Consider the following 15,220-nt stretch of genomic DNA (forward strand, 5'->3'; position numbering starts at 1 on the left):
CGGCGGAAAGTTAGAGGTAGGGCACATGGACGCAGGGCTCAAGCGCGACCTTGAGCAGAAGGTCCGCTCCGGGGAGCGGCTGTCCCGCGAGGACGGCATCGCCCTGTACGAGTCCGACGACCTGGCCTGGCTCGGCGGTCTCGCCCACGAGGTGCGCACCCGTAAGAACGGCGACGTGGTGCACTTCAACGTCAACCGGCACCTCAACATGACCAACGTGTGCACGGCCTCCTGTGCGTACTGCTCCTTCCAGCGCAAGCCGGGCGAGAAGGACGCGTACACGATGCGCATCGAGGAGGCCGTCCGGCTCGCCAAGGCGATGGAGGCCGACAACCTCACCGAGCTGCACATCGTCAACGGCCTGCACCCGAACCTCCCCTGGCGCTACTACCCGCGCTCGCTGCGGGAGCTGAAGGCCGCGCTGCCGCACGTCTCCCTGAAGGCCTTCACGGCCACCGAGATCCACCACTTCGAGACCATCTCCGGCCTGTCCGCCTCCGAGATCCTCGACGAGCTGATCGACGCCGGTCTGGAGTCGCTGACCGGCGGCGGCGCCGAGATCTTCGACTGGGAGGTCCGCCAGCACATCGTGGACCACCGGACCCACTGGGAGGACTGGTCCCGCATCCACCGCCTGGCGCACGAGAAGGGTCTGAAGACCCCCGCGACGATGCTGTACGGGCACATCGAGGAGCCCCGGCACCGCGTCGACCACGTGCTGCGGCTGCGTGAGCTCCAGGACGAGACCGGCGGCTTCCAGGTCTTCATCCCACTGCGCTACCAGCACGACTTCGTGGACGTGCAGGACGGCAAGGTCCGCAACCGGCTCCAGGCCCGCACGAAGATGGCGTCCGGCATCGAGGCCCTCAAGACCTTCGCCGTCTCCCGGCTGCTGTTCGACAACGTGCCGCACGTCAAGGTCTTCTGGGTCATGCACGGCCTCGCCACCGCGCAGCTCGCGCTCCAGCACGGCGCGGACGACATGGACGGCTCCGTCGTCGAGTACAAGATCACCCACGACGCGGACAACTTCGGCACGCCGAACAAGCTGACCCGCGACGACCTGCTCGACCTGATCCGCGAGGCCGGGTTCCGCCCGGTGGAGCGCAACACGCGCTACGAGGTCATCCGCGAGTTCCCCGGCCCCGACCGGGAGCTGCGCGAGTCGCCGCAGCCGATGCGGTTCTGACCCGCCTCCTGCGGGGGCGCGTCGCCGTGCTTCACTGGAGGGGCTCGTCCGGCTCGGGCTGATTCGGGATGCTCGGGCCTATGTCGGAACGGAAGAGTGGATTGACATGCTCCGCTACACGCTGATGCGCCTCGGGGTCTTCGCGGGCTGCTTCTTGGTCGTCTGGGGCCTCGTCTACTCCGGCATCGTGCCGCGCGGGCTCGGCGGCTCCAACCTCCTGTGGGTGGCGCTGCTCTCCCTGGTGGTCTCCGCGCCCATCAGCTTCGTCCTCCTGCGCAAGGAGCGCGACCGGGCCTCGGAGAAGGTCGTCGCGAAGGTCGACAACGTCAAGGCCAACCTGGAGCGCAACCGCACCCAGGAGGACGACGCCGACGACTCGGCGCGCACCGCGCAGTCGTAAGGTTCGTCACACCCCACTCGCCACACAGCGAACCCCAGTACCGGAGCATGCCGCTCCGGTACCGGGGTTCTGCCGTTTCTGGGACCCTTGGGACCCCTCCTACCTCAAACAAGGGCTTTGATGTACTCAAAGTTCAAGTGTTAACGTGTTCGACATGAAGACAGCAGCCGCGCACCGCAACGCCATGAGCGTCCCGCTCGTGGCGCGCCTGCGCAGCGTCCCGCTCGTGGAGCGCCTGCATGTCGATCTCTGCCGCTGCATGTCCGCGGCCTGTCGCGTCATCTGAACGACTTCGACATCTGCACTGCAGCGGCGCCCGTGACCCCTTCGGGCCGCCGCTCCTCACGTCCCCCGTCATTACCCGGAGTGTGTCCGTGTCCGCGAATTCCGCGTCCCCCACCGACGAGCCCCGATCCGGCTTCCGGATACCCAGGTTCCTCAAGATGCCCTTCTGGGCCCAGATCCTCGGCGGTCTGGTCCTCGGCGTCCTGCTCGGCTGGCTCGCCCGCAGCCAGGACATCAGCTGGCTCGTCACCACCCTCTCCAAGGTCGGCGACACCTTCATCGGCCTGCTCAAGCTGGCCGTCGCCCCGCTGGTGTTCTTCGCCATCCTGATCTCGATCACCAATCTGCGGAAGGTCAACAACGCCGCGCGGCTCGCGACCCGGACGCTCCTCTGGTTCATGATCACGTCGTTGATCGCGGTCGTCATCGGCCTCGTCATCGGCCTGGTCACCAACCCCGGCGCGGGCACGGGCCTGACCCCGAAGGACGGCGCCAAGCCCGAGCACGAGGGCTCCTGGATCGACTTCCTCACCGGCATCATCCCGACCGACGTCATCACGCCGTTCACCGAGCTGAACGTCCTGCAGATCGTCTTCATGGCCGCCGTCGCGGGCATCGCCATCCTCAAGATCGGTGACGAGAAGGCCAAGCCCATCCTGGACCTCAGCGAGTCCGTCCTCGCGCTGCTCCAGAAGGCCCTGTGGTGGGTCATCAAGCTCTCCCCGATCGGCACCGTCGGCCTCATCGGCTTCGCCATCGCCGACTACGGCTGGAACCTGATCAGCAAGTACGCCACGTTCACCGCGGACATCTACATCGGCTGCGCCCTGGTGATGTTCGGCGTCTACCCGCTGCTGCTCGCGTTCGTCGCCAAGGTCAACCCGCTCCAGTTCTTCAAGGGCGCCTGGCCCGCCATCCAGCTGGCCTTCGTCTCCCGCTCCTCGGTCGGCACGATGCCGGTCACGCAGAAGGTCACCGAGCGCCTCGGCGTGCCGAAGGAGTACACGTCCTTCGCGGTGCCGTTCGGCGCCACCACCAAGATGGACGGCTGCGCCGCGATCTACCCGGCGATCGCCGCGATCTTCGTCGCGCAGATCTTCGACGTGAACATGGGCATCAAGGAGTACCTGCTGATCGCCTTCGTGTCCGTCGTGGGCTCCGCCGCCACGGCCGGCCTCACGGGCGCCACGGTCATGCTGACCCTGACCCTGTCCACGCTCGGCCTGCCCATGGAGGGCGTCGGCCTGCTCCTTGCCATCGACCCGGTCCTCGACATGATGCGCACCGCCACGAACGTCGCGGGCCAGGCCCTGGTCCCCGTCGTGGTCGCGGCCCGCGAGAACATCCTCGACCGCGAGGCGTACGAGCACGCGTCGGCTTCGCCGCTCGACGACTCGCTGGACGACGGGCCGCTGCCTGCCGCCGCGTAGGCGGGCGTTCGCCCGGTAGGGCCGTGCCCCGCACCGGAACTCCGGTGCGGGGCACGGCCGTACGCTGATCCGTACCCGAACTCCGGGGAAGACCTGTTCACCGCCCCGCCAGCGGCTCCACCCGGCCGCGCAGGTGCGGGCGTCCCGTGCTGTCGCGCAGTTCGAAGTCCTGCCCCCGGCGGCCGTACGTGACGGTCGAGGGCAGCAGTACGGGCGCCCGGAACTCGGCGGTCACGCGGACCGGCTCGATGTCGTCGATCCCGTACTCCGCCAGGCAGCGGGCGAACGTCCACATGCCGTGGGCGATCGCGCGCGGGAAGCCGAAGGGGCGGGCCGTGAGCGGGTGCAGATGGATGGGGTTGCGGTCGCCGGAGACCGCGCCGTAGCGGCGGCCCAGACCGGCCGCGAGCCGCCACCGCGCGCCGGTGGGCAGCGGAGGCTCCGCGTCGGGGCTCCGCCCCGGTGCCGTTGTGGGGGTGCGGTGGCGGGCGAGGTAGGTGCTGCGGGACTCCCACAGGACGGTTCCGGCGACGGCTGCCTCCAGGGCCACGGTGGCCTCGGTGCCGCGGTGGTGCGGGGTCAGTTCCGCCACGTACGCGGTGAGGTCGAGCTCGTCCGTGAGCCGTGGGGCGCGGTGCCGTACGACCTCGATGGAGGTGTGCACCAGGCCGAGCAGCGGCAGCGGGAAGGCCCGGGCGGCCAGGAGGCGGGTGGTCAGGGGGAACGCGAGGACGTGTGGGTACGGCAGGGGGACGGTGGCCCCGGTGGGGGCGAACCCGCAGACCCGGCGGTACGCGTCCACTCGGCCGGGTGCGATCCGGGCGCGGCCCTGCCGGCCCGGCGGCCCGGGGTGCCCGGCGCCCGGGCGCTTGAAGGGGGAGAGGAAGGCGCCCTTGAGGAGGGTGAGGGGGAGCGGGGCCGGGGGCATGGGGGGCCTTTCGCGGGGGTCGGTGTGACGTCTGCGCGGCGCCGGGGCTGTGCCCCTGGGGCCGGGGGGAGGGGCGGCGGCGCCGGGCGGTCCCACCCACCCGCCCCCCCCGCCAGGGGCGGGAGCGCTGCGCGGCAGCGGGGCTGTGCTCGGGGGTTCTGCGTTGCGGGGAGACGGCCCACGGTGGCTGGGGTGGCGGCGTCGCGCTGCGTGTGGGCGGGGTGGGTCCTCCCGCCCGTGCCGACCGGGGGCGGGGAAGCTGTGCGGCAGCGGGGCTGTGGCCAGGTGTTCCGCCTTGCGGGGAGGGGGTGGCCCTCGGCGGGCGGGGCGTCGTGCTGTGCGCGGGGTGGGCCCGCCTGCCCGTGCCCGTCAGGGGCGGGAGGGCTGCGTGGCGCCGGGGCTGCGCTCGGGGGTTCTGCCTTGCGGGGGGATGGTTCACAGCGGGCGGGGCGTCGTGCTGTGCGCGGGGTGGGCCCTCCCGCCCGCCTCCACCGTTGGGGACGGTGACGTCGCAAGGCGCAGCGCCCCGCGTCGGGGCCGGGCGGGCGACGCCGAGGTTTCGGGTGGGTGGGTGGGAGAACCGCCGCGGTAGCGGCGGCGGCGACTGCTGAGCGGTGGCGCGGACGTGTCGGGGTTCGGCCTCGCGAGGCCGGGGACCTGCGGGTGGGTGGGCGGGAGAGCCCGGGGTGGGGGCGCGGCAGGACCCCCGGGGCGGAAGCGCGGCAGGGCCCGGGCTCGCGAGGCCGGGGCGCGGCGGGAGGGCACGGCTCAAGCACAGCGCTGGCGTCACGCGCCGAGGAGGCTCTGGCCGCAGACCCGTACCACCTGGGCGTTCACCTCACCGAGGGCCAGCCACGCCACCGTCTCGGCGACGTCGACGGGCTGCCCTGCCTGCGCGAGGGAGTTCATGCGGCGTCCGGCCTCGCGGATGAGGAGGGGCACGGCCGCGGTCATGCGGGTCTCGATGAAGCCGGGGGCCACCGCGTTGACGGCGATGCCGTGCTCGGCGAGGGCCCGGGGCGCGAGGGACCGGACGAGGCCGGTGACGCCCGCCTTGGCGGCGGCGTAGTTGGTCTGCCCGGCGTTGCCCGCGAGCCCCGCGATGGACGCGGTGGCGACGACGCTGCCGCCGCGCCGCAGGGTGCCGGACTTCAGGAGGAAGTCCGTGGTGCGCAGGACGCTGCCCAGGTTGACGTCGAGGACCGGACTCCAGCGGTCGGCGGCCATGTTGGCGAGGCGCCGGTCGCGGGTGATGCCCGCGTTGTGGACGAGGACGTCGAGGCCGTCGGGCACGGCGGCGGCGATCCGTTCGCCCGCGTCGTCGGCGGTGATGTCGAGGGTCAGCGGGGTGCCGCCGACGCGTTCGGCGACGCGTACGAGATCGGTGTGCGCGGCGGGCACGTCGAGGGCGACGACGTGGGCGCCGTCGCGGGCCAGGACCTGGGCGACGGCCTCGCCCATGCCGCGGGCCGCGCCGGTGACGAGTGCGGTGCGGCCCGCCAACGGCCGCGCGGGGTCGCGGAGTTCGTGCGCGTCCTCGTCGTGGGTGTCCTCGGTGACCTCGATGGTCTGGCCGTTGACGTACGCGGACTTGGGGGAGAGGAGGAAGCGCAGGGTGGGCTCGGCGGCGGGGGCGGAGGTGGTGCGGACGAGCGTCGCGGTGCTGCCCCGGCCGAGCTCCTTCGCGAGGGAGCGGACGAACCCGTCTAGGGCCTGCTGCGCGGCGGCCTGGTGGTGGTCGGCCGGGGAGGGCGGCGTGCCGAGGACGACGATCCGGCCGCAGTCCGTGAGCGACCGCACCACGGGGTGCAGCGTGGCGTGCACGTCCACGAGGGCGGTGACGGTGGCGACCCCGGTCGCGTCCAGGACGACGGCGGCGGGGCGCCGGGTGCCCAACGGCCCCGCGTGCGGCGGCAGTCCGGTGCGGGTGAGCACCTCGTGCAGGCCGGGCAGGGGTACGTCGCCCGCCGTGAGGTGCAGCAACGGGCCGTCGAGCGCGGGGCGTTCGGGCGACCAGCGGCGCAGCGGCACGGGGCGGGGCAGGCCGAGCTTGCGGGTGAGGAACCGGCCGGGCGCGGTGCGGGTGAACGTCAGATAGCGGTCGGCCATGGCCCAGCTCCCAGCTCGGTCGGTTCTCGGCGGGACGAGCAGGCGCCCGCCCGCTTCCCGCCGACGGCCGCCTGCTTCCCCTAGGCGGCCGCCCGCTTCCCACGGTCGTCCGCCCACTTCTCAACGGTCGTCCGTCCGCTTCCCAACAGGCGTACGGCTGCTTCGATTTACCCTTCAGTAAGGTTACTCAAGGGTCAGGAGCTGGTCGAGGGATACCGTCGAATCCCGGCCGGGCTCCTGGCTGCGGCAGAGGTGACTGATCTCCCGCATCCGCCCTGAGCAGGGGTGATCACGGGGCGTAGCCGCGCTGGGGGGCGGGGTGCGGCCGGGGCGCCTAGCCTTGCGGAAGGGGACCGCACCTCTTGGAGGCCGCCGTGCGCATACCGGCGCTCACGGGCGTCACCGCCCTCGCCCTGGCCGTCACGGCCCTGCCCGCCACCACGACGGGATCCGCGCCCCCACGGCCGGACCTCAAGCGCTTCTACGCCCAGAAGGTCAAGTGGGCCGCCTGCACGCCGGAGAAGCAGAACCTCCCGGAGACGGTCACGGAGAACGGGGACGTCCGCTGCGGCACGCTCACCGTGCCGCTCGACTACGCGCGGCCGGGGTCCGGCACCGTTGATCTGGCCATGCTGAAGGTGAAGGCGAGCGGCAAGAAGCGCGGCTCGCTCCTGGTGAACTTCGGCGGCCCCGGCGGCCCCGGAGTGGCCGGGCTCGGGGCCGATCTGAAGGGCTTCGGGGACCTCGGCAAGGGCTATGACGTGGTGGGCTTCGACCCGCGCGGGGTGGGCCTGAGCGAGCCCGTGAGCTGCGGCGACGAACCGGAGCCCGAGGGGCTCGACGACCCGGACGACGCGGCGGCCGTCCTGGAGCAGCTGCGCAGGACCGCCGAGCGCTGCACCAAGGAGTCGGGCCCCGTCCTGGAGCACATCGGCACCGTGAACGTCTCGCGCGACATGGACGTCATGCGCGCGGCCCTCGGCGACAAGAAGCTCAACTACCTGGGCTTCTCGTACGGGACGCGGCTCGGCGCGGTGTACGCGGCACAGTTCCCGAAGAAGGTCGGGCGCATGGTGCTCGACGGCGTGGACACGCTGACGGAGCCCGTCGACGAGCAGGGGCTCGTGTCCGCCGAGGGGCAGCAGACCGCGCTCGACAACTTCCTGCTGTGGTGCACGAAGAACGCCGGGTGTGTGTTCGGCAACGACTCGCGCCGGGCCAGGGAGACCATGGTGAAGGTCATCGAGGACCTCGACGCGATGCCGCTGCGCTCCACGGACGGCGAGAAGTTCACCGGTCAGGACGTGGTGAGCGTGATCGGCTCCGCCCTGTACAGCCGTCAGGCCTGGCCCGCCCTGTCGCAGGCGCTCGGCGCGCTGCTCGCCGACGGCGACCCGCGGGCGCTGCTGCGCGTCGGCGGCGCCGGGGGCATGGGGCGCCAGGACGTGCCCCAGGACAACGAGACCGCCGCGCTCGCCGCGGTGAACTGCGCCGACGACCCCGACCGGCCGGACGCGCGCAAGGTGGAGAAGGAGATCGGGCGGCTCCAGCGGGAGTTCAAGGAGGCCTCGCCGGTCTTCGGCGAGCACAATCTGGGGCTCGTCCTGATGTGCTTCGGCTGGCCCGCGGGCACCTCGTACATCCGCAAGGACGTACGGGACGTCGGCACGCCGAAGCTCCTGCTCGTCGGGACGCGGGGCGACCCGGCGACGCCGTACCGCTGGACGGTGGAGACCGCGGAGCGGCTCGGCTCGGCCGCGGTCGTGCTCGACAACAAGGGCGACGGGCACACCGGCTACTTCGGCTCCAAGTGCGTGAAGGCGAAGGTCGACGGGTTCCTGCTGTACAAGGAGCTGCCGAAGAACGGGAGTTCGTGCTCGGCGGAGTGGCGGGAGTGACCTCCCGCCGGCCCTAGCGCGTCCTCGGCGCGGCCGTCGTGCGGGCCGCGGAGTCCAGGCGGAGCAGCGCCGCCTCGTCGGCCGTGCCCGGCTCGGCCTGGTAGGTGACCAGGCGCTGGCCGCCGGTGCGGGCCAGGGACATGACCTCGTACGTGAGGGTCATCGGGCCGGCCTTGGGGTGCGCGAAGGACTTGACGCCGCCGCCGCGCTCGCAGACCTCGTAGCGGTCCCAGAGGCGGGCGAAGTCGGGGGACTTGAGCATCAGTTCGCCCACGAGGGCGGTCAGGCGCGGGGAGTCCGGGTCGCGGCCGCCGACCGCGCGCAGATGCGCGATGGACAGGGCGACCGTCTCCTCCCACGGGACGTAGAGGGTGCGGCCCACCGGGTGCAGGAAGAGATAGCGCACCAGGTTGCGCTCCGGCGCGGGCCAGTCCCACAGGCCCGGCATGAGGCGGCGGCCCGGCGCGTTCGCCGCGAGCATGTCGCTGTGCGGGCTCACCACGTACGCGGGCAGCGGGCGCAGCGCCTCCAGCATCCGGTGCACGGATTCACGGACGGTGAACTCGTCGGTGGGGCGCGGTTCGGAGAGGCGGCCCGAGGCCAGCTCCGCCAGCTCGTGCAGCCGCTCGTGGGCGTCGCCGCGCAGGTGCAGGGCGCGTGCCAGGGCGTCGACCACGGCCGGTGACGGGTTGGACTCGCGGCCGCGCTCCAGGCGCGTGTAGTAGTCGACGCTCACCCCGGCGAGCGTCGCCAGCTCCTCGCGCCGCAGGCCCGGCGTCCGCCGGATGCCCGCCCCGGCCGGGAGCCCCGCGTCCTCGGGGCGGATCTGGGCGCGGCGCGCCCGCAGATAGCGGCCGAGCTCGGTCCCGCCGTTGCTGTTCATACGTTCATTGTCCCCGGGCCCGGGGCGCGGCGGTGGGCCGGTGGGGGGCCGTGTCAGGGCCAGGAACACGGCGGTCTGCCGGGGGCGGCGGCCAGGGCCGAGGGTGGTGCCGAGGCCGCCTCGGCCAAAGGCCTTCGCCGCTCCGCGACGGTCTCCCGCCCCGCTGCCCCCGGTCCCCGCCGCTCCGCGACGGCCCCAGAGAGGAACGCCCGATGTCCACCACCGTCCGCGTCCCGGCCCCCACCCCGGCCTCGCCGGAAGCAACAGAAGCAACAGAAGCAACAGAAGCAACGGAGGCAAGAGAAAAAACGGAAGCAGCACAAGCAGCCGAATCACCGGAATCACCGGAATCGCCGGAATCGCCGGGCTCACCGGAAGCACCCCGCCCGGCACCACGCGCGGGCACCGCCCTCCTCGCCTCCCTCCTCGGCTTCACCGTCATCACCGTCGACGTCTCCGCCGTCAACATCGCCCTGCCGGACATCGGCTCCTCGCTGCACGGCGGCATGACGGGCCTGCAGTGGGTCGTGGACGCGTACACGCTGATGTTCGCGGCGCTGATGATCTCCGTGGGGGCGCTCGCCGACCGGGCCGGGGCGCGGCGTGCCTACGCCTGGGGCACCGCCCTGTTCACGCTCGCCTCGCTGGCCTGCGCCCTCGCCCCCGGCATCGGCGCGCTCATCGCCGCCCGGGTCGCCCAGGGGGCCGCGGCCGCCGTCGTGATGCCCGCCTCGCTCGCGCTGATCCGGCAGGCGTACGACGACGCGAAGCGCCGCGCCCGCGCCATCGCGCTGTGGACGGTGGGCGGCTCCGCGGCGATGGCGGCGGGCCCGGTGCTCGGCGGCGTCCTGACCCAGACGGTCGGCTGGCGCGCGGTCTTCCTGCTCAACCTGCCGCTGGGCGCCCTGATCCTGGCGCTGCTCGCCCGCACCGCGCCGTCGCCGCGCCGCCCGGCGCCGCTGGACGTGCCCGGCCAGCTCACCGCCGTGCTCGGCCTCGGCGCGCTCGCGTACGCCGTCATCGAGGGCGGGCACGCGGGCCCGACGAGCCCTTCGGTGCTGCTCGCTGCGGGGCTCGCGGTGGCCGCGGCCTTCGCCTTCCGCGCCGCCGAACGGCGCCACCCGGCGCCGATGGTGCCGCTGTCCCTGCTGCGCAAGGGCGAGGTCAGCGCGTCGCTGGCGGTCGGCTTCGCGGTGAACGCGGGCTTCTACGGGGTGGTGTTCCTGCTCGGCCTGTACCTGCAGCAGCTGCGGGGCATGTCGGCGGTGGCGGCGGGCCTGACGTTCGTGCCGCTCGCGGTGCTCATCACCTCGACGAACCTCGTCTCGCCCCGGTTCGCGGAGCGCGCGGGCCGCCGCCCGGTGATCGTGACCGGCCAACTCATCCTGGCCGCGGCCATGTTCGCGCTGCTCCCGCTCGCGGCGGACACCCCGCTGTGGCTGGTCGTCGTCCTCCTCGTACCGACCGGCATCGGCGGCGCGCTCGCCGTGCCCGCGCTGACGGCCCTGCTGATGGACGCGGTCCCCGGCCACCGCGCGGGCACGGCCTCCGGCCTCCTCAACTCGCTGCGCCAGACGGGCGGCGCCCTCTCGGTGGCGCTGTTCGGCGCCCTCATCGGCGGCGACGGCGGCTTCTCGCTGAACGGCATGCGCCAGGGGCTCGTGGTGGTGGGCCTGGTGCTGCTCGCCACGGCGGCGCTTTCGGTGTGGCGGCTGCCGCGGGGGCGACGCTGAGGTCGCGCCGCGTGAGCGGGGTCCCGGCTCGCGCGGCGCGTGTTTCAGGGGGGGGCGTGGCTAGCAGTTGCCGGGGGCGGGTTTGCCGGCGAAGCGGTCGGCCAGCCACTGGGTCGCCAGGGGGGACTGGGTGATGACGCCGCTGACGTGTTCGCCGAGCGGGATCGGGTGCCACTCGACCCGCGCGCCCTTCGCGCACCAGTCCTCGCGGACCTGCTTGCCGACGCCGTACGGGATCAGCTCGTCGGCGAGCGCGTGGTAGAGGTACACCGGCGCGTCGGGGGCGCGCGTGCCGACCTGGGACTCGCGCAGGCGCTGGCGCCAGTCGGGCTGTTCCAGGGGGTTCTTGGTGGTCACGTCGCTGATCTTCTTGAAGGCGCCGAGGACCGAGCCGTCCGCCACGCAGCTGGTGCGCAGCGCGCCGATGAGGGAGCGCCCGGCGGGGTTGAGGTACGACTCCAGGTTCAGCTCGGGGAAGGCCGCGTTCTGGCCGATCGCCGCCATGAAGATCAGGCCCGCGCCGTACGAGCCGTCGTTGAAGGCGGCCACCTTCGGCAGGTCGCCGGGCACGCCGCCGGTCGCCGTGCCCTTCACCTTCAGTTCGGGGGCGTACGAGCGGTGCAGCTCCGCCGCCCAGGACGTGGCCTGGCCGCCCTGCGAGTAGCCCATGATGCCGACCGGGGAATCCGCCGACACACCCGCGAGGCCCGCCTCGGGCAGCCGGATCGCGGCGCGGGCCGCGTCGAGGACGGCGTGGCCCGCCGCGCGGCCGACCGTGTACGTGTGGTCGCCGGGCGTGCCGAGGCCCTCGTAGTCGGTGACGACGACGGCCCAGCCGCGCAGGGTGAGCTGCTGGATGAGGTTGGCTTCGAGGGTGGTGCCGCGCGGGAAGCCCGCGCTCGGCGCGCACTGGTCGCCGACGCCGACCGTGCCGACGGCGTACGTGATCAGCGGGCGCGGGCCCTTGTGCCCGTCCTGCGGCACGATGACCGTGCCGGAGACGGTGTTCGGCTCGCCCTTCGCCGTGGTCGAGCGGTAGTGGATCTTCCAGGCCTTGGTGTGCGTGGGCTGGCCGGGCAGCGGGTGGAAGGCGCTCGGCTCGGCTTTGACGACGTCACCCGGAGCCTTCGCGTCGTCCGCCTGCGCCGGGGTGGAGGCGAGCGTCGCGGCCGCCAGGCCCGCCGCCGCCGTCACCGCCAGCCATCTGAAGGACGTACGTACGTGCATGCGGGTCTCCCAACTGTGCGTGGGGGGCTGGGCCGTTGGTCACCCAGACGCCGACGACCGTAGTGACCCGCGAGTAGGCGCGGGGCTGGCGGGAACGCTCAGCTTCGTTGACCGCCGGGACCACGGCCGGGCACAGCTCCGTCGTACCCGTCGCGGTACGCGTACCGGTACGCGCCCGGTGTCGTCCCCGTCCACCGCCGGAACGCCCGGTGGAACGCCGTGTCCTCGGAGAAGCCGAGCCGCGCCGCGAGGTCCGCGATCGGCTCGCGGCCCTCCGCGAGTCCGGCTATCGCCGCGTCCCGCCGCACCGCGTCCTTCAGCTCCTGGTACGACGTGGACTCCAGCGCGAGGCGGCGGCGCAGCGTCGACGGACTGAGCGCGAGGCGCGCCGCGATCTCGCCGAGCGAGGGCAGGCGCGGCGAGGCGCGCAGCGCGGTGGCGAGGGTCCTGCGCACCTGCTCGGCGACCGTGGTGCCGTAGTCGCGCCGCGAGAGCAGGTCGAAGGGGGCGCGGCGCAGCATCGCCGCGAGCGCGTCCTCGTCGCGCACGAGCGGCGCGTTCAGCCAGTGCGGGGCGAGCCCGGCGCCGGTGCGCTCGGCGCCGAAGCGCACGGGGCAGCCGAAGAGCAGCTCGTACTCGTCCTTGTGCGGGGGCGGCGGATGCCCGAAGTCGGCCCAGCGCAGCGGGATGCGGCGGCCGATCAGCCAGCTGCACAGCCGGTGCCAGATGATGACGAGGCACTCGGCGAGGAAGAAGTCCTGCTCCAGGTCGTTGCGCACGGTGAAGACGGCGGCGTCCGGGGCGCGGGTGAGGACGAGGTCGGGGCCGCCGGGGAAGAGCCCGTAGAAGGTGACCCCGCGTTCCATGGCCGCGCCCAGGTCGCGGCAGCCGAGTGCGGCGTAGCACATCATCGCGAAGGTGCCGGGCCTGCTGGGCGAGGAGCCGAGGCCGAGGAACTCGTCGTGCGTCGTCCGGTACAACTCCCGGAAGAGCCGGGCGAACTGGGGCGCGGTGATCCGGGCCCGGTCGTCGCCGAGCAGCAGGGGCGGGATCTGGGCGGTCTGGAGCAGGGGCGCGGTGTCGATGCCGCGCCGCTCCACGCCGCGCAGCACGGCCCGCACGTGGTGCACGGTGATCGTCCGCCTGGCCATGACCATGACGTTAGCCGCAGGGCACCTGCTCAAGAAGGGCGTGCCCGCCGGCGTGCGCGGGGTTGGCCGATTCACGGCGGGGGCGCGCGGTGGTGAGCGCGCGGGTCAGCCGTGGTGACGTTTCGCGTCATGCCGTGCGGCCGGTCCACGTCCCTAGCGTCGACGCATGACGGATCAGCTGACGCTCCGGCCCCCGACCCTGTCCGTGCTCGCGGAGTGGGCGGCGGACCGCCACGGCACGCTGCCCGCCCTGCGGTTCAAGCGCGCGGGGCGGTGGCGGGAGGTGTCGTACGAGGCCCTGCGCGCCGAGGCGCGGCGGGTGGGCCGGGCGCTCGTCGGCATGGGCGTCGCGCCCGGCGACCGGGTCGCCGTGCTCGCCGAGACCCGCCCCGAGTGGACGTACGCGCACCTCGGGGTGCTCGCGGCGGGCGCGGTTCTCGTGCCCGTGTATCCGACGGCGGGCGCCGGCGAACTGGCCTGGGTCCTCGGGGACTCCGGCGCCTCGGTGGTGCTGTGCGAGGACGCGGCGCGCGTCGCCGAGGTGGAGCGGCTGCGCGGCGAACTGCCGGGGCTGCGCGGGCTCGTGGCGATGACGGACCCGCGGGCGTACGAGGACGCCGAGGGGGTCACCGACGAGGTGCTGCTCGACCGGGCGGGCGGCCGCGGCCCCGCGGACCCCGCGACCGTCATCTACACCTCCGGCACCACGGGGCCGCCCAAGGGCTGCGTACTCACCCACGGCAACCTCGGGGCCGTGCAGGACGCGTCGCTGCCGCTCATCGAGGGCGGCCCCGGGGACGCGACGTACCTCTATCTGCCGCTCGCGCACCTGCTCGCGCAGCTCATCGAGGTCACGACGCTCATCGAGGGCGGCACGGTCGTGTACTTCGGCGGCCGGATCGAGGACGTCGTCGCCGAACTGGCCGAGGCCCGGCCGACGCATCTGCCGTCGGTGCCACGCCTGTTCGAGAAGGTGTACTCGACGGTCCTGTCCCTCGCGGAGTCCCGGGAGGGCGGCCGCGAGCGCTTCGCGGAGGCGGTGCGCGTCGGCGTCCTCGCGGCGGACGGGGCGCTGACGCCGGAGCTCGGGGAGGCGTACGAGGCCGCGGACGAGGCGCTGTTCACGCCGGTCAGACAGGCGCTCGGGGGCCGGGTGCGCTGGGCCCTCACCGGCGGCGCGCCGATCGCCCCGCACGTCCTGGACTTCCTGCGGGCCTGCGGCATCCAGGTCTTCGAGGGGTACGGGATGACGGAGTCCGGCGGCGTCATCACCCTGAACCACCCCGGTGCGGTCAAGTACGGCACGGTGGGGCGGCCCATCGCGGGCTGCGAGGTGCGGATCGCGGACGACGGGGAGGTCCTCGCGCGCGGGCCCAACGTGTTCCCCGGCTACCACGGCGATCCGGCCGCGACCCGCGCGGCACTCGACGCCGACGGCTGGCTGCACACCGGCGACCTGGGCGCGCTCGACGAGGACGGCTACCTCACCCTCACCGGGCGCAAGAAGGACCTGATCATCACCTCGGGCGGCAAGAACCTGACGCCCTCGCTGACCGAACTCGCCGTCCAGGCCTCGCGGTACGTCTCGCGCGCGGTCCTCGTCGGCGACCGGCGGCCCTACCCCGTCGCACTGATCACGCTCGACGCGGAGGAGGTCACGGGGTGGGCGGGGCGCGCGGGCGTCGCCCTCACCGAGCCGCTCGCGGCCGATCCGACGGTACGCGCCCTGGTCCAGGAGGCGGTCGACGAGGCCAACGCGCGGGTGTCGCGCCCGGCGCGGATCCGCGGCTTCGCCGTCCTGGAGGAGGACTTCACGGTGGAGTCGGGGCTCCTGACGCCGAGCCTGAAGGTGCGGCGGCGGGCGGTGACGGAGCGGTACGGGCCGGTCGTGGAGGAGCTGTACGGCGGGCTGCGGCGGGGCGGCGAGGCGTAGCGGGGGGCCTGCCGGGCGTGGCAGGGGCCGGGCCGTGGGGGACCGGCCCCGTCA

Annotated in this window: 12 protein-coding genes; 7 read left to right on the forward strand and 5 right to left on the reverse strand. The window is 73.5% G+C overall.

Annotation, left to right across the window (positions count from 1 at the left end; translation table 11 throughout):
* The first annotated feature begins 25 nt into the window (after window positions 1-25).
* From mqnE to MQV74_RS23870, 4 genes are all read left to right on the forward strand, one after another.
* Window positions 26-1,189, forward strand: a complete 1,164-nt coding sequence (gene mqnE / locus MQV74_RS23860; protein ID WP_242720791.1) for an aminofutalosine synthase MqnE — start codon at window positions 26-28, stop codon at window positions 1,187-1,189.
* Between the two features lie 106 nt (window positions 1,190-1,295).
* Window positions 1,296-1,589, forward strand: a complete 294-nt coding sequence (locus MQV74_RS23865; RefSeq protein ID WP_242720793.1) for a DUF4229 domain-containing protein — start codon at window positions 1,296-1,298, stop codon at window positions 1,587-1,589.
* 154 nt (window positions 1,590-1,743) lie between these two features.
* The gene (locus MQV74_RS40875) at window positions 1,744-1,875 is read left to right on the forward strand and encodes a hypothetical protein (protein ID WP_267885626.1); all 132 of its coding nucleotides are present in this window, start codon (window positions 1,744-1,746) and stop codon (window positions 1,873-1,875) included.
* 88 nt (window positions 1,876-1,963) lie between these two features.
* Window positions 1,964-3,304, forward strand: a complete 1,341-nt coding sequence (locus MQV74_RS23870) for a dicarboxylate/amino acid:cation symporter (protein WP_242720796.1) — start codon at window positions 1,964-1,966, stop codon at window positions 3,302-3,304.
* A gap of 97 nt (window positions 3,305-3,401) precedes the next feature.
* Here the strand turns inward: MQV74_RS23870 and MQV74_RS23875 are convergent, their stop codons facing one another.
* Both MQV74_RS23875 and MQV74_RS23880 read right to left on the reverse strand, forming a co-directional pair.
* On the reverse strand, window positions 3,402-4,232 hold the full coding sequence (locus tag MQV74_RS23875; protein ID WP_242720799.1) for a MaoC/PaaZ C-terminal domain-containing protein: 831 nt from the start codon (window positions 4,230-4,232) through the stop codon (window positions 3,402-3,404).
* 786 nt (window positions 4,233-5,018) lie between these two features.
* Complete coding sequence (locus MQV74_RS23880) at window positions 5,019-6,341, reverse strand: 3-oxoacyl-ACP reductase (protein ID WP_242720801.1); 1,323 nt, start codon at window positions 6,339-6,341, stop codon at window positions 5,019-5,021.
* Between the two features lie 374 nt (window positions 6,342-6,715).
* On the opposite strand from MQV74_RS23880, the gene MQV74_RS23885 reads away from it, so the two are divergent.
* Window positions 6,716-8,239, forward strand: a complete 1,524-nt coding sequence (locus MQV74_RS23885) for an alpha/beta hydrolase (protein WP_242720804.1) — start codon at window positions 6,716-6,718, stop codon at window positions 8,237-8,239.
* A gap of 13 nt (window positions 8,240-8,252) precedes the next feature.
* Here MQV74_RS23885 and MQV74_RS23890 read toward each other — a convergent pair whose 3' ends face one another.
* The gene (locus MQV74_RS23890) at window positions 8,253-9,122 is read right to left on the reverse strand and encodes a helix-turn-helix domain-containing protein (protein ID WP_242720806.1); all 870 of its coding nucleotides are present in this window, start codon (window positions 9,120-9,122) and stop codon (window positions 8,253-8,255) included.
* Between the two features lie 212 nt (window positions 9,123-9,334).
* On the opposite strand from MQV74_RS23890, the gene MQV74_RS23895 reads away from it, so the two are divergent.
* Window positions 9,335-10,855 (forward strand): MFS transporter, encoded by a 1,521-nt coding sequence (locus MQV74_RS23895; protein ID WP_242720809.1) that lies wholly within the window; start codon window positions 9,335-9,337, stop codon window positions 10,853-10,855.
* 60 nt (window positions 10,856-10,915) lie between these two features.
* Here MQV74_RS23895 and MQV74_RS23900 read toward each other — a convergent pair whose 3' ends face one another.
* Complete coding sequence (locus MQV74_RS23900) at window positions 10,916-12,082, reverse strand: lipase family protein (protein WP_242720812.1); 1,167 nt, start codon at window positions 12,080-12,082, stop codon at window positions 10,916-10,918.
* A gap of 98 nt (window positions 12,083-12,180) precedes the next feature.
* On the reverse strand, window positions 12,181-13,233 hold the full coding sequence (locus MQV74_RS23905; RefSeq protein WP_242720815.1) for an AraC family transcriptional regulator: 1,053 nt from the start codon (window positions 13,231-13,233) through the stop codon (window positions 12,181-12,183).
* Between the two features lie 166 nt (window positions 13,234-13,399).
* Here MQV74_RS23905 and MQV74_RS23910 point away from each other — a divergent pair, with 166 nt between their 5' ends.
* Window positions 13,400-15,166: an AMP-dependent synthetase/ligase gene (locus MQV74_RS23910; protein WP_242720818.1), complete on the forward strand. Its 1,767-nt coding sequence runs from the start codon at window positions 13,400-13,402 to the stop codon at window positions 15,164-15,166.
* The last annotated feature ends 54 nt before the right edge of the window (window positions 15,167-15,220 follow it).

The organism is Streptomyces sp. AN091965 (genome assembly GCF_022698285.1).
In the GTDB taxonomy this organism is placed as follows: Bacteria; Actinomycetota; Actinomycetes; order Streptomycetales; family Streptomycetaceae; genus Streptomyces.

What these genes read in the sequence shown, in the direction of transcription:
- MQV74_RS40875 (WP_267885626.1), top strand. Translation starts at nt 1,744, where the DNA reads ATGAAGACAGCAGCCGCGCACCGCAACGCCATGAGCGTCCCGCTCGTG.
- MQV74_RS23895 (WP_242720809.1), top strand. Translation starts at nt 9,335, where the DNA reads ATGTCCACCACCGTCCGCGTCCCGGCCCCCACCCCGGCCTCGCCGGAA.
- MQV74_RS23910 (WP_242720818.1), top strand. Translation starts at nt 13,400, where the DNA reads ATGACGGATCAGCTGACGCTCCGGCCCCCGACCCTGTCCGTGCTCGCG.
- MQV74_RS23865 (WP_242720793.1), top strand. Translation starts at nt 1,296, where the DNA reads ATGCTCCGCTACACGCTGATGCGCCTCGGGGTCTTCGCGGGCTGCTTC.
- MQV74_RS23880 (WP_242720801.1), bottom strand. Translation starts at nt 6,341, where the DNA reads ATGGCCGACCGCTATCTGACGTTCACCCGCACCGCGCCCGGCCGGTTC.
- mqnE (WP_242720791.1), top strand. Translation starts at nt 26, where the DNA reads ATGGACGCAGGGCTCAAGCGCGACCTTGAGCAGAAGGTCCGCTCCGGG.
- MQV74_RS23905 (WP_242720815.1), bottom strand. Translation starts at nt 13,233, where the DNA reads ATGGCCAGGCGGACGATCACCGTGCACCACGTGCGGGCCGTGCTGCGC.
- MQV74_RS23900 (WP_242720812.1), bottom strand. Translation starts at nt 12,082, where the DNA reads ATGCACGTACGTACGTCCTTCAGATGGCTGGCGGTGACGGCGGCGGCG.
- MQV74_RS23890 (WP_242720806.1), bottom strand. Translation starts at nt 9,122, where the DNA reads ATGAACAGCAACGGCGGGACCGAGCTCGGCCGCTATCTGCGGGCGCGC.
- MQV74_RS23875 (WP_242720799.1), bottom strand. Translation starts at nt 4,232, where the DNA reads ATGCCCCCGGCCCCGCTCCCCCTCACCCTCCTCAAGGGCGCCTTCCTC.